The sequence below is a fragment of the Pseudomonas donghuensis genome (assembly GCF_000259195.1).
Taxonomy (GTDB): domain Bacteria; phylum Pseudomonadota; class Gammaproteobacteria; order Pseudomonadales; family Pseudomonadaceae; genus Aquipseudomonas; species Aquipseudomonas donghuensis.
Map to the genome: position 1 here is coordinate 21,264 of NZ_JH650769.1, position 12,261 is coordinate 33,524.

At 61.0% G+C, this 12,261-nt stretch carries 13 protein-coding genes and 1 pseudogene; 6 read left to right on the top strand and 8 right to left on the bottom strand.

Annotated elements, in window-relative coordinates:
- A partial coding sequence (locus UW3_RS27155) for a Yip1 family protein (RefSeq protein WP_010223822.1) occupies window positions 1-507 on the top strand: 507 nt, incomplete at its 5' end.
- 21 nt (window positions 508-528) lie between these two features.
- Here UW3_RS27155 and UW3_RS28285 read toward each other — a convergent pair.
- The gene (locus UW3_RS28285; protein WP_081492810.1) at window positions 529-801 is read right to left on the bottom strand and encodes a DUF1652 domain-containing protein; all 273 of its coding nucleotides are present in this window, start codon (window positions 799-801) and stop codon (window positions 529-531) included.
- Window positions 802-1,030: 229 nt separating this feature from the next.
- Between UW3_RS28285 and UW3_RS30285 the strand changes: the two genes are divergently transcribed.
- The 3 genes from UW3_RS30285 (at window position 1,031) to UW3_RS0116950 (ending at window position 2,136) form a co-directional block, all read left to right on the top strand.
- Window positions 1,031-1,198 (top strand): KGG domain-containing protein, encoded by a 168-nt coding sequence (locus tag UW3_RS30285; protein ID WP_081492811.1) that lies wholly within the window; start codon window positions 1,031-1,033, stop codon window positions 1,196-1,198.
- A gap of 49 nt (window positions 1,199-1,247) precedes the next feature.
- Window positions 1,248-1,808 carry an ATP-dependent Clp protease proteolytic subunit gene (locus tag UW3_RS0116945; RefSeq protein WP_010223824.1) on the top strand — a complete coding sequence of 187 codons (561 nt, stop codon included), beginning with the start codon at window positions 1,248-1,250 and terminating at the stop codon, window positions 1,806-1,808.
- Between the two features lie 100 nt (window positions 1,809-1,908).
- On the top strand, window positions 1,909-2,136 hold the full coding sequence (locus tag UW3_RS0116950) for a DUF6555 family protein (RefSeq protein ID WP_010223825.1): 228 nt from the start codon (window positions 1,909-1,911) through the stop codon (window positions 2,134-2,136).
- A 1-nt stretch (window position 2,137) separates the two neighbouring features.
- On the opposite strand, the gene UW3_RS0116955 is transcribed toward UW3_RS0116950, so the two are convergent.
- The 4 genes from UW3_RS0116955 to UW3_RS0116970 form a co-directional block, all read right to left on the bottom strand.
- The gene (locus UW3_RS0116955; protein ID WP_010223828.1) at window positions 2,138-3,052 is read right to left on the bottom strand and encodes a DNA-3-methyladenine glycosylase family protein; all 915 of its coding nucleotides are present in this window, start codon (window positions 3,050-3,052) and stop codon (window positions 2,138-2,140) included.
- Between the two features lie 142 nt (window positions 3,053-3,194).
- Complete coding sequence (gene ycaC / locus UW3_RS0116960; RefSeq protein WP_010223830.1) at window positions 3,195-3,821, bottom strand: isochorismate family cysteine hydrolase YcaC; 627 nt, start codon at window positions 3,819-3,821, stop codon at window positions 3,195-3,197.
- Between the two features lie 51 nt (window positions 3,822-3,872).
- Window positions 3,873-4,559, bottom strand: a complete 687-nt coding sequence (locus tag UW3_RS0116965) for a hydrolase (protein ID WP_010223832.1) — start codon at window positions 4,557-4,559, stop codon at window positions 3,873-3,875.
- A gap of 27 nt (window positions 4,560-4,586) precedes the next feature.
- Window positions 4,587-5,477, bottom strand: coding sequence for a pirin family protein (locus tag UW3_RS0116970; RefSeq protein ID WP_010223834.1), 891 nt, complete (start codon window positions 5,475-5,477; stop codon window positions 4,587-4,589).
- Between the two features lie 96 nt (window positions 5,478-5,573).
- On the opposite strand from UW3_RS0116970, the gene UW3_RS0116975 reads away from it, so the two are divergent.
- Window positions 5,574-6,482, top strand: a complete 909-nt coding sequence (locus tag UW3_RS0116975; protein WP_026001379.1) for a LysR family transcriptional regulator — start codon at window positions 5,574-5,576, stop codon at window positions 6,480-6,482.
- 19 nt (window positions 6,483-6,501) lie between these two features.
- Here UW3_RS0116975 and UW3_RS0116980 read toward each other — a convergent pair whose 3' ends face one another.
- Together UW3_RS0116980 and UW3_RS0116985 are read right to left on the bottom strand one after the other, a co-directional pair.
- Window positions 6,502-8,793 (bottom strand): tetratricopeptide repeat protein, encoded by a 2,292-nt coding sequence (locus UW3_RS0116980; RefSeq protein ID WP_010223836.1) that lies wholly within the window; start codon window positions 8,791-8,793, stop codon window positions 6,502-6,504.
- Between the two features lie 26 nt (window positions 8,794-8,819).
- Complete coding sequence (locus tag UW3_RS0116985) at window positions 8,820-10,460, bottom strand: glycosyltransferase (RefSeq protein WP_010223837.1); 1,641 nt, start codon at window positions 10,458-10,460, stop codon at window positions 8,820-8,822.
- Between the two features lie 93 nt (window positions 10,461-10,553).
- On the opposite strand from UW3_RS0116985, the gene UW3_RS0116990 reads away from it, so the two are divergent.
- On the top strand, window positions 10,554-11,333 hold the full coding sequence (locus UW3_RS0116990) for an AraC family transcriptional regulator (RefSeq protein ID WP_010223838.1): 780 nt from the start codon (window positions 10,554-10,556) through the stop codon (window positions 11,331-11,333).
- On the opposite strand, the pseudogene UW3_RS29685 reads toward UW3_RS0116990, so the two are convergent.
- A pseudogene (locus UW3_RS29685) lies at window positions 11,334-12,261 on the bottom strand (MFS transporter); the annotation flags it as partial.

Here is a 12,261-nt window from a genome sequence, read left to right on the forward strand (position 1 = left end):
ATGGCGCTGATTCCCGCCCTGTGCCTGTTCATTGGCACCACCAGTATTGGCTGGAGCCTGGCCGGCACCGAGCGGGTACGCCTGAGTGTGACCAGCGCCGCCGAACTGGGCGTGCTGCTGTACGCCACCAGCGTGCTCGGGCTGATAATCATGGGCGGGTTCATTCGCTGGATGTCACGCACCTTCGACGCACGTCCCACGCTCAATCAATGCATCGGTTTTGCCGCCTACACGGCCACGCCATACTTCGTCGCCGGTGTCGCCGGGCTCTACCCCGGACGCTGGCTGGCGCTGATCGTGCTGGCTGTGGCGTCGGCCTATGCGACCTTTCTGCTCTACATTGGCCTGCCGACTTTTCTGCGCCTGCGCAAGGAAGACGGCCTGCTGTATTCGACCAGTGTCTGGGCGGTGGGGTTGTTGGTACTGGTGACCATCCTGGTGTCGATGATCCTGTTCTGGTTCAACGTGCTCAACCCTGAATACCTGCGCCCGGCCAGCTTTGGCTGACCGGGCATCCGGGCTGAGTCTTCAGACCATCGCTTGGGGCGTAAGGGGAATATGGCTACGCCCCAGGCGCTGTTCTTCACGCACCTGGGCGACCAGGGCGGCCAGTTCATGGCAGGTGGTAAGGCTGTGCACATGGATTCCGGTGACGGTCAGGCACTCGCCGAGGGTATCGCCCTGCCCCAGTTGAAGGGTCAGATGCTCACCATCGAGGCAGGACACGATGCACCGTTCAGGCAGAAAGGCCTGTTCGATCAGATGGCACAGCTCAAGCGTAGAAACACCAATCAGTGACATGCTTCGATCCTCGTGTCGTAAGGCCCGAATATTGAGTTAGTACCCGACCAGCCCCAGATGCCAATTGTAATTGCTGATACCGCACCGCTACCCCATACAAGGCAGCAATGGTCGGTGCCCTGACCGTTCGTCATGAAGCGGCGAAATATTTCAAACTTTGCCCAGCGCGGCCGTCTCCCAACTTATGTAAGGCAAACGCCTTGCGAACATTCACAAGAGGAAGAGAATCATGGCTAACAAAGGCACTTCGAATCCCGGGAATTTCGCTAACGACAAGCAAAAAGCATCTGATGCCGGGAAAAAAGGTGGCCAGGCCTCCGGCGCAGCTGGCCAGCCCCGCAAGCCTGACATGGACAAGGACCAGCCCCGCAAACCCAGTGGTGGCGGCCGTAGCTGACGGACGAAAGACCGGCGCACGTCATGTGCGTCGGTCCCGAGAGAGCGCAATGAGCCAACAGGTGATCCACTTCCATTGCCAGATCGATCAGGACACCACCGAGCGCTTTCGCGATCGGTGCCTGCAGGCCATCGCTGATGGCGCCACCTCGTTGCTGCTGTTTCTGTCGACCACTGGCGGCAGCACCAACTTCGGGTTCTCGCTCTACAGCTTTCTCAAGTCCTTGCCGGTACCGCTGTGCGCTGTCAATGCCGGCAACATCGAGTCAATGGGCATCATCATGTACCTGGCAGCCGCCGAGCGCGTCGCCGCACCGCATTCACGCTTTCTCATCCACCCCATGACCTGGCACTTCAGCCAAAGCGCAGTGGACCATTCGCGCCTGCGTGAATACCTCTCGAGCCTGAACAACGACCTGGAGCGCTACGTGCGCATCTTCGAGCAGGAGACCGCCCAGGCCGAGCGCAAGCTGGACATTTTTCATTGTCTGTCGACCGAAGAAAAGGTCATTCCCGCCTATGACTCGTTGGCCTGTGGTATCGCTCACCGCCTAGAGCAGGTGGTGTTTGCCAAGGATGCCCGGCACCTGAGCGTCAGCGGCACCCACTGACGGGCTGAAATCCAATGGAATTTTTCTGCAGGCGCAGCACTCACTAAAAGCATTGAAGAGATTTTCCTGGTCACTGCTCTGTAAGGATCTTTCCAGCCCTATGGAAAACGCAAAACTGTTCGTCATCGACTACCAACTGCACGGCGATCACAAGTCCTTTATCGTCCGCGCCGAAACGATGGACAACGCCGATGCCTGGCACTGGGCTAGTTGCGACGCCGGTATTGGTCGAATAGGCCGTTACGGGCACGAAAAAGTGAAAAAAGTCAGCAGGCCCCTGGCCAAGCGCTACGGTGTTAGCGATGTGAAGTGGCGCCAGTCCGGTTGAGTCAGCTCAGCGACGCCCACAAGTGCTGGGCGGCATAGGCGCGCCATGGGCGCCAGGCCTGAGCGCGCTGTGCCAGTTGCGCCTCGGGGCCCTCCAGCAGGCGCAAGGCCTTGATCAGGGCTACATCCCCCAGCGGCAAGGCATCGGCCGCGCCCATCTGGCGCAGGGCCAGGTAGTGGGCGCTCCACGGGCCGATACCGCGCAAACGGCACAGGCGCTGGACCCAGGCCTCCAGGTCACGGTCCGGGCCAAACAGCTGCGGGTCCTCGCGCAGAGCCCGGGCCAGGGTCGACAAGGTCGCGGCCCGGGAGCGCGGCATGCCCAGGCCACTGAGGTCGACATCAACAATGGCCTCGGCCCTGGGGAACACATGGGTCAAGCCGGGCAACTGCTGCACATGCGCGGGGAGTCGCTGGCCGTAGCCCGCCACCATCCGCCCGGCCAGGGTGATGGCCCCGGCCACGCTGATCTGCTGGCCCAGCACAGTACGCATGGCTTGCTCGAACGCGTCCCAGCCGCGCGGCACACGCAGCCCCGGACGCAGGCTGATCAGTTGCGCCATCAACGGGTCGCGACTGAGCTGCGCCTGGATCTTGTGCGGTTCGGCATCCAGGTCAAACACCCGTCGGACCCTGGCCAGCATACCTGGCAGCGCTCGCGCAGAGGCGCCGAATACGGTGACTTTCAGCCGGTGCCCACGCGCCTGAGACACCTGGACGATGCCCTGGCCCTGGGCAAGATCGAAGCTGCGCGCATACACCCCCGCCACGACCGTCTCGACCCCGGTGATCGCCCGCGCGGCAAAGAACCCCAGCAGCGACGGCCAGTGCAACGGTGGCTGATAGGGCAGCCAGAAGCTGATGACGCTGCCCGGCCGCACGGTGCGACGATGGCCAGCCAAGGTGGAAGATTTCATGCGCCGATCATCACCTGCGCAAACCTCACGACGCCAGAGGTTTCGCAGAATTTCGGCGCCCCAAAGGTCTGCCCTTCAGGGGGATGTCGATACGACGACGGCCGGGCTACGCTAGCACCCGGCCGTTGATCAGTGCACGGCGTTATTTGCCGTTGGTGAGGGTGTTGTAGCTGGTCATCAGGTTACGGTAGTCGGGGATGTGGTTGGAGAACAAGGTACCCAGGCCTTCGATGTCGTTGCGCCAGTCGCGGTGCAGCTCACAGGCCAGGCCGAACCAGGTCATCAACTGCGCGCCGGCTTGCGACATGCGGTTCCAGGCCGAGTCGCGGGTCAGCTCGTTGAACGTACCGGAAGCATCGGTGACCACGAACACGTCAAAACCTTCTTCCAGGGCCGACAGCGCCGGGAAGGCCACACACACTTCAGTCACCACCCCGGCAATGATCAGTTGCTTCTTGCCGGTGGCCTTGACCGCCTTGACGAAGTCTTCGTTGTCCCAGGCGTTGATCTGCCCGGGGCGGGCGATGTACGGCGCCTCGGGGAACTGCGCCTTGAGCTCGGGCACCAGCGGGCCATTGGGGCCGGTTTCAAAGCTGGTGGTGAGGATGGTCGGCAGCTTGAAGTACTTGGCCAGGTCGCCAACGGCCAGCACGTTGTTCTTGAAGCGATCCGGGTCGATGTCTCGAACCAGCGACAGCAGGCCGGTCTGGTGGTCGACCAGCAGGACGGCAGCGTTGTTCTTGTCCAGACGGACGTAGGGCTTGGTCATGGTCTTACTCCTTGCGTTGAGACGCCGGTGCCGGGCACCGGACATGAGGGATCAGCGTTGGGAATCGAGCAGTTCGTTGTCGCGGGCCACCTGTTGCGCCTTGAGGTAGCTTTCGATCAGCAATTGGTAATGCGGGAACACAGAACTGTAGGCTTCGGCCCACTGCTGGGCGTCTTCGCGGTTCCAGGTGCGCTGGACTTCCGAGCACACCGCGGCGGTGTCCATCGGCACCACACCGGCCTGCATGATGCGCGCCAGGGTGATTTCCTGGGCCATCTTCGAATAAGTACCGCTGGCATCGATCACCGCAAATACTTTATAGCCGGCATTGACCGCACTGATGCTCGGAAAGGCCATGCACACGCTGGTGATGGTGCCGGCGATGATCAGGGTCTTGCGTCCGGTCTTCTCTACGGCGGCAACGAATTCGGGATTGTCCCAGGCGTTTATTTCACCTTTGCGTGCCACGTACTGGGCGTGCGGCGCGGCTTCGTGAATTTCCGGGATCAACGGACCATTGGGCCCCTGCGGCACGGAGGCAGTGGTGATGACCGGGATCCTGGCGAGCGATGCGATCTTGGCCAGGGTGATGGCATTGGCCCGCAACTCGGTCATGGGCATGTCCTTGACCGTCTGGAACAGGCCGCTCTGATGGTCGATCAGCAGCATCGCAGCGTCATCGGGGTCGATGCGCGGGACCTGTCCGTTGAAGTTGGCAACGTTGGCAAATGTACTCATGGCATATTCTCCTTCGGGTTTATGAGACTAGTTGTGGTGACGCGGCCCGGCCTGCCCGCTCATCTGGCCGAAGCGTCCGGCGCGAAAATCGTCGAAGGCCTCGGCGATTTCGGCATCGCTGTTCATCACGAATGGGCCGTAACCGACAATCGGCTCGTCCAGCGGTTCGCCACTCAGTAGCAGCACCGATACATCGCTTTGCGCTTCAAGCAGCAGCTCGTCACCGGCGCGGTCGAACAGCACCAGTTGCGCGGCACCGACCTGGCGCTCGCCGTTGACCAGCAACTGGCCACGCAACACCACCAGCGCCGTGCTGCGCCCAGCGGCGCTAGGCAGGCGTAGCGGCGCGCCGGCCTTCAGTTGCAGGTCCCAGACATCCATGGGCGTAAAGGTCTGCGCCGGCCCCTGATGGCCACGGAATGCACCGGCAATTACCCGCAAGGTGCCAGCGCCGTTGCCCAGCGGCACCTGCGGGATGTCAGTGCTGAGCAGGGTCTGGTAACCGGCCGGCGCCGATTTGTCCTTGGCCGGCAGGTTGACCCACAGCTGGACCATCTCCAGGGTGCCACCCTTGGCGGCGAAGGCTGGCGAGTGGAACTCCTCGTGGAGAATCCCGCCGGCAGCGGTCATCCACTGCACATCGCCCGGGCCGATCAGGCCGCCGGCACCCGTGGAGTCGCGGTGCTCCAGTTCGCCCTGGTAGACGATAGTCACGGTTTCAAAACCGCGATGAGGATGCTGGCCGACCCCGCGACGTGCGGTGGTCGGGGTGAAGTCGTGGGGGCCGGCATAGTCCAGCAGCAGGAACGGGCTGATGTGCTGGGCCAGGTTGTCGTAGGTAAACAGGCTACGGACCGGGAAGCCATCACCCACCCAATGCGGGTGCGGGCTGCTGTAGACGCCTTGGATCTTTTTCATCAGATGCCTCCTCTCGTGCATGGCTATAACCATACGAGCGCAACGACATCGGCGGTAGATCGGTTAAACTGCCCTCAGCGTTCCATTTGGAGAACACTGGTGGAAGACCTCAACGACCTTTACTACTTTGCCCAGGTGGTCGATCACGGCGGCTTTGCCCCCGCCGGCCGCGCCCTGGACATGCCCAAGTCCAAGCTCAGCCGGCGCATTGCCGGGCTGGAAGAACGCCTGGGCGTGCGCCTGATCCAGCGCTCGACCCGGCATTTTTCAGTGACCGAAATCGGCCAGGCCTACTATCGCCATTGCCTGGCCATGCTGGTCGAAGCCGAGGGCGCCGCCGAACTGATCGAGCGCAACCGTGCCGAACCCCAGGGCATCGTGCGCTTGAGTTGCCCGACGGCGCTGCTGGATTTCTGGGTGGGGGCCATGCTCACCCGCTTCATGGTCCAGTGCCCGCTGGTGCAGTTGCATATCGAAAGCACCAACCGTCAGGTCGACCTGATCCAGGAAGGCATCGACATCGCCCTGCGTGTGCGCGTACCGCCGCTGGAAAGCAGCGACCTGGTGATGAAGGTATTGGCGCGCAGCACCCAGTACCTGGTGGCGGCGCCGTCAGTGCTTGAGCGCCTGCCGCAGCGGCCGGTACCTGCCGACCTCAGCAGCCTGCCCAGCCTGCACTGGGGCTATCCGCAGCGCGACTATCACTGGCACCTGCTCGGCCCCGACGGCGCCCGCGCCAGCCTGCGGCACAACCCGCGGCTGGTGACCGATGACCTGGTGGTATTGCGTCAGGCCGCCGTGGCCGGCGTGGGCGTGGTGCACCTGCCGCTGGTGGTGATCCGCGAAGAACTCGAAGCCGGCCGGCTGGTGCAAGCCACGCCGAACTGGGCACCGGAGTGCGGCGTGGTGCATGCGGTGTTTGCCTCGCGCCGCGGATTGCTGCCGTCGGTGCGCAGCTTGCTGGATTTTCTCGCGGCGGAGTTCGAGGCCAGTGATATAGCGTAAGGGGATGTCCGCTTTTTCCTTATGGCGTTGGAAACGAGCAACCCAGACGTTTGAGCGTTTCGCTCATCCAGAACGGCAAATGGCCGTTGCGCTTTTGTAGATACGTCAGGAATTCCGTACGCCATTCGGAGGGTGCGTCGTCAGCACCCAGAAAATGTTCAGCCAATGCCGATATCAAGAAATAACCTGTTTTCCACGCATGTTGATCAGCACGATTAAGGCTTTCCCAATGCTCGAAAGCGCTTTGCAAATGCGCCTGATCGGGAACCGCTATCGCGCACAACCACAAGCGCTGAAAAGCAATACCTTGAACCTCGGGATGCGTTTCCATTTCCAAAGGTTTTCTCGCTTCGGCATACAGGTCCTGGCCTGAGTCCAGCCAGCGCCACATGGCCACTAACAATCGACACTTCTCTCGATCGATGCCGTGCCGATACAGCAGATGAGCTTCATTCAGCCCTTGATAGCCCTTCAACGCAACGTCGCCCACCTCAAGCGCCTTGGCAATATTTCCATGCTCGCCGAGAATCAGCGAGTAGCTGTACCCCGCGTCAGCCAGATCGATTGTGAAGCGCTCAGGTTTGGCCTCCGCCAGCCTGGTGGCAATCGAATACCCTTCTTCGATATATGAAATAGCCTCTTCCATGTCGCCCTGCTGCGACAACCGATTGGCATAATTATTCAGCGAGATAACCCAGTCCGGATCATCAGGGTATCCGCGGCATTCGATAAGCTGACGGTAAGACTCCAATGAACGTTTGGCGGTCTGAAGGGCATCTTCATCACATCCGTTGTTCCCCAACAAATTACTGTAACGATTGTACGCAACCCCCATATTTTTATGGTACTGCGAAATATTGGCCTGGCTGGCACTTCGATGCAGTTCCAAGGACTGCTTGACGTAGTCAATGGCCTTGTCGCCCTGCCCGCACTCATCCAGTCGCAGTGCATACAAGCCAAGCACCTTTGCCCGTTGCTGTACCATGATCGTGCCGTGCTTGCGAACCAACACCAGCGCTTCCTCAATCGCGGACATGGCACTGTCCGACATGCCAAACTCGGCGCGATGCTGAGAGATGTCACAAAGAAGGTCTATCAGGGCCGGGGTATGCCTTGGATCTCGCTGAGCAATGGATCGCGAGACACTCAATGCCTGCTCCATTGTGTCCTTCGCCAACACCGACTGACCAATGTAGCGAAGCGTTTTCGAGTGCCATTTCAAGGCGGACGACCGTGCAACATCGCCCTTACGTCCAGCCTTGTCATTTTTGTCACTAAAGTGTCCGACCAGCACTTCCCCTACCTGCTGGCGCAATCCAAGTAACGCGATCATTTCAACCTGTAATTTGTCCTTCAACGCACCGGCCACTTGTATTTTTCGCTTAGGACTCATCTGCGAAAAAATACCTTCCAGGATGCCAGGCAGTGGGCTGCGGGTTTCCAGACAAACAGCAATCCACCCGTCCATGGTGGCTGAAAACTGCCGATCAATCACATCAGACACCGCAGGCGCAAGATCCTCCCGATAGCGCAGCATCCGTGCAACAACCGTTAATGCCGAACGGACCTGGCTGCCGCTGCCCTCGGCCAGCACGCGCTCGAACACAGAACCGCCGTGCTCCAGCAATACTTTCGCCACCAGCGCTTCTCCCAACAAGTCAGGGCGCAGTGCTTGCAGCCCTTGTCGATCAGGATAGAGCGGGGTCAAGACATCGTAGAGACGCTTAAGATTGGCGCGTTCCTCAGCTTTCAAATCGAGAATATCATCGAGTACCCGAGCGGTCGGTATGCCACTGACTAACGTCGACAAGGTCATCAGCATTGTCGCTTGACGGAGCGACTGGACGTCCGCCAACCCCTGTGCTGCCAAGGTCTTCTGCCAATATTCCGACTCATGGTTGAGGACCGCCCTGGGCAATCCCTCGGCGGACTTTGCAGACTCCCCTCGCAACGTCATCAGTGCCGCCATCTGGATGAACAGCGGCCGATCAAAATGCTCGGCTTCAAGGTTGGGCTGAAGATCAACTGCGCCGATGTTCAAATGCTGAGCAAATGCCAGCGAGGCTTCCTGATACGCGCGCTGACGACTGGCCACAGACTCATGAAGCATAGGCAGTTGATAAGGGCCGCTCGTTTGCGACCCGCTAAGCACGCCTTCACACTCGCTGTCGTGTTCTGGCAGCCGCCGCCACCATTCGCCGCCATCTCGGGCAAGAAGCAGTATACGTATCGGCTGTTCGAACCGACCGTTGTGCAAGACTTTAATCAGTGCCAGCAATGCGTCCTGTCGGGTTTCGGCATAGTCGATCACAATCAGCGAAGGTTGCTTGGCAGCCTTCAGCTGCTCAGCCCCCCCCGAGCCATGCTACTGGCGGTAAACTCGCTGGACAGTATGCCGCTGAGCCAGCCACTCTCCCGCAAGCGCTGACACAGCTCCAATCCCAGGCGGGTTTTCCCCACCCCTCCAGCACCGGTGAGTAGCCTGATTGCCAATGAATGGGTGGGGGCCTTGACCCAGTCCAACTGCAGGTTCAAGAACGGCTCGCGATCCTTGTCAAAAGGCACCACAGCCGCTTCCGCGCGCAGCAGTTGGCTATCGCTGTGGCCCATTGCGGCGCTCGATCGGCCAGGGCAACTGAGCCAGTCAAATTCAAGTGGCGTTTGCGCCGCTGTGGACACGCTGGGAACTGATGTAGTTGCCGATTCAGAAATGTCCCAACCCAATGCGTTCGCACAGGCTCTGGCACACGCGGTCCAGGTAAACTCAGCTGCCAGCGCCTCACGCAAACTAGCGGCCTGCCTGCGCTTGGACGAATCATTGCCGACCACATTCAACGCGCCGACCAACTGTTGTATGTCCTGCTCCTTGTAAAAAGGATCGATATTGCTACCACGCACATCGATAGACGTTACATGCCCCTTGTACAAACCTTCCTGCCATTCCTCCAGCATCTGGTAAGCACCACTTTTGTCGCTGATGACAACTGGCACACCCGCCGCAATAGCTTCCCAGGCAACCAAGCCGAAGCCTTCATGCCAGGACGGCATCATCGCCACACTGGCGTTTCGGATATCCGTGAACAGCGCCTTGCGGTCTGTGGTAAATGGCAGCGCCTTAAGGTTGTACGCACGGTCCGCGTGCTGCTCGGCGAAGCAGCGCAGTTCAAGTTCTGCTTCGCCGATCTGTTCACTTTCGCTTTTCTCGAAGTCGACGCCACGCAGCAACAAGCTCGGCTGCCTTTTGGCAAGGAACACGTTGTCCAGATGAGGCGTGGTGTCCGCGACTCGTATGGCCTGGGAGAACGCTGCGACCCCCAGATGTGCCTGTTTGATCTTGCGCGCGTCCTCACTCAAGCGCCCACTCAGGATCGCCTTGAAATTACGCGGCGCCGCTCCTTTCGCGTCAATTTCCGGCAACCCTGGCACCAGCATCGCAACGGCGCCGTCTTCGCGCAGATCGAGAAGCGCATCTCTTAACAGTGGGCCCACGGCCATGACCACATCGGCAGATTGAAACAACGCCCGCTGCTGATCCTCCTTGCCGCGAGCATCCACGCTGTTTTCCGCGAACGCTTCATAATGGCTGTAACTCATGTGGTGGATCAGCGCCGACCGCCCCTTCCATGCGTGCGCCGCAGCCACGGCGATATCTCCGGTAATACGATCATGGCCCAGCCAGACCGTATCCGTCCCCAAGCTCACTTTTTCAGCATCAAGCGCGTTGCGTACGCTCGATTTCAGCTCGGGAGAAAAATGCTTCTGCCCTTCCAGCCCGAGCGAAATCAGGCGAACCTGCTTGCTTGCCGCATCGACAAAGTCCTCGTCGTTTGCCCAGAGCACGACGCAGACCGTTTCGACTTGCCGGCAGCACAAGATGGCAAACGCCCCCAACAGGTCATAGTTGAAGCTGTTTATACCGCCGAAACGGGTTCCCCAGCTGGTGGCGAAACTGACGAGGGTGTTGAGCGCCTGGGCCATGCGTAACTCTTGATTCAGATAGAAGGACCCATCAATAATGGCATTTTAGAACCTTGGATCCAACAACTATGCCGCCTTCGGGTCAGCGGATGAATGCCTACCACCGTGACTAACCCGCCCATCCTCACCCTGGCCGAAAACTACCGCCACGGCGAACGCATCGCTGCCCATTGCCACAACCGCGCACAGTTGATCCACGCCTTGAGCGGGGTCATCACGGTCAACTCGCTGCAGGGCAGTTGGGTGGTGCCGCCAGGGCGTGGTGTGTGGGTGCCGGCGGCGGTCGAACACGACCTGAAGATGGCCGGCGCGGTACGCATGCGTACCCTGTTCATCGACCCACAAGCGCGCACGGATCTGCCCCAGGGCTGCCAGGTGATCGACATCTCGCCGCTGCTGCGCCAGCTGATCATCAGCGCCATGGACATTCCCGCCGACTACCCGCGCGCAGGGCGCGACGAGCGGGTCATGCAATTGATCCTCGATGAGATCCGCGTGCTGCCGATCATGGCCCTGCACGTGCCCTCCCCCCGCGATCCGCAACTGGCCGAGCTGTGCCAGGCCCTGCGGGATGCGCCCAGTGAAGACTGGAACCTTGCGCGCGCCGCCCGCCTGATCGGCACCAGCGCCCGCACCCTGACCCGCGCCTTCCAGCGTGAAACCGGCTTGAGCTTCATCCAGTGGCTGCGACGCATGCGCCTGTTGGCCAGCCTCGACTCGCTGGCCGCCGGGCATCCCATCCTCGATGTGGCGCTGGACCTGGGCTACGACAGCCCCAGCGCCTTCAGCGCCATGTTCCGCCGCACCCTGGGGGTGTCGCCCTCAGCCTATTTTGGCAAAGCCCAGGCCTATGGCACGGCGCAGCCGGACTGATCAGCCGTCTTTCTGACGCAGCAGCAACGAGGCCAGGGCGCAGGCGGCCAGGGCCAGGCACGACAGGTAGAAGGCGTCCGAATAAGCCATCAGGTAAGCCTGCTGGCGCACGCTATGATCGATCAGGCTCAGCGTCTGCATCACCTGCGGCGCCTGCACATCGACCAGCCCGCGCGGCAGACGCTGCTGCAAGGCGCCGTCGAACATCGTCACCGCCTCGCCGATACGCTCGGAATGAAAGCGCTCACGCTGGGACACCAACTGCGTGAGCAACGCCGTGCCCACCGCGCCGCCGAGGTTGCGCAGCATCGAGATCAACGCCGAGGCCGAGCCCGCCTGGGCCTTGTCCAGGCCTTTGACCGCCAGCACCGAGAGCGCCACCATGATCAGCGGCTGGCCGATGCCGCGCACCACGGTAGAGGGGATGATCACGTTGGCGGCGGCATCGTTCGACAAATGCGCCCCCAGCCAACACCCCAAGGCCATGATCGCGAAGCCACTGGCCACCAGCAACTTGGCATTGAGCCAGCGCATCAGCCGCGGCAACAATGGCGCCAGCAGCAACTGGACCATGCCATAGGCGATCAGGCTGATGCCGATCTCGCGGGCGTTGTAACCCTGCACCAGCGACAGGTAGTTGGGCACCAGAAACACTAGGCCGAACGTCGCCGCGCCGAACACCGCCATGGCCAGGCTGGCGACGCCAAAGTTGTAACTGGCCAGCAGGCGCAGGTTGATAAAGGGCCGCTCGCCCCACAACTGCCGGTGGATGAACAGCACCAGGGCGACACCTGCAAACAGGCTGGAACCGATGATGAATGAGGAGTCGAACCAGTCCTTGCGTCCGCCCTCCTCCAGCACGATCTGCAACGCCCCCAGGCCCAGGGCCATGGCGGCGATGCCCAGCCAGTCGGCCTGGCGCCGCTTT

Bases quoted from the DNA above. Each gene is read 5' to 3' on its own strand.
- UW3_RS28285 (WP_081492810.1), bottom strand. From the start codon at position 801: ATGTCACTGATTGGTGTTTCTACGCTTGAGCTGTGCCATCTGATCGAA.
- UW3_RS30285 (WP_081492811.1), top strand. From the start codon at position 1,031: ATGGCTAACAAAGGCACTTCGAATCCCGGGAATTTCGCTAACGACAAG.
- UW3_RS0116945 (WP_010223824.1), top strand. From the start codon at position 1,248: ATGAGCCAACAGGTGATCCACTTCCATTGCCAGATCGATCAGGACACC.
- UW3_RS0116950 (WP_010223825.1), top strand. From the start codon at position 1,909: ATGGAAAACGCAAAACTGTTCGTCATCGACTACCAACTGCACGGCGAT.
- UW3_RS0116955 (WP_010223828.1), bottom strand. From the start codon at position 3,052: ATGAAATCTTCCACCTTGGCTGGCCATCGTCGCACCGTGCGGCCGGGC.
- ycaC (WP_010223830.1), bottom strand. From the start codon at position 3,821: ATGACCAAGCCCTACGTCCGTCTGGACAAGAACAACGCTGCCGTCCTG.
- UW3_RS0116965 (WP_010223832.1), bottom strand. From the start codon at position 4,559: ATGAGTACATTTGCCAACGTTGCCAACTTCAACGGACAGGTCCCGCGC.
- UW3_RS0116970 (WP_010223834.1), bottom strand. From the start codon at position 5,477: ATGAAAAAGATCCAAGGCGTCTACAGCAGCCCGCACCCGCATTGGGTG.
- UW3_RS0116985 (WP_010223837.1), bottom strand. From the start codon at position 10,460: ATGGCCCAGGCGCTCAACACCCTCGTCAGTTTCGCCACCAGCTGGGGA.
- UW3_RS0116990 (WP_010223838.1), top strand. From the start codon at position 10,554: ATGCCTACCACCGTGACTAACCCGCCCATCCTCACCCTGGCCGAAAAC.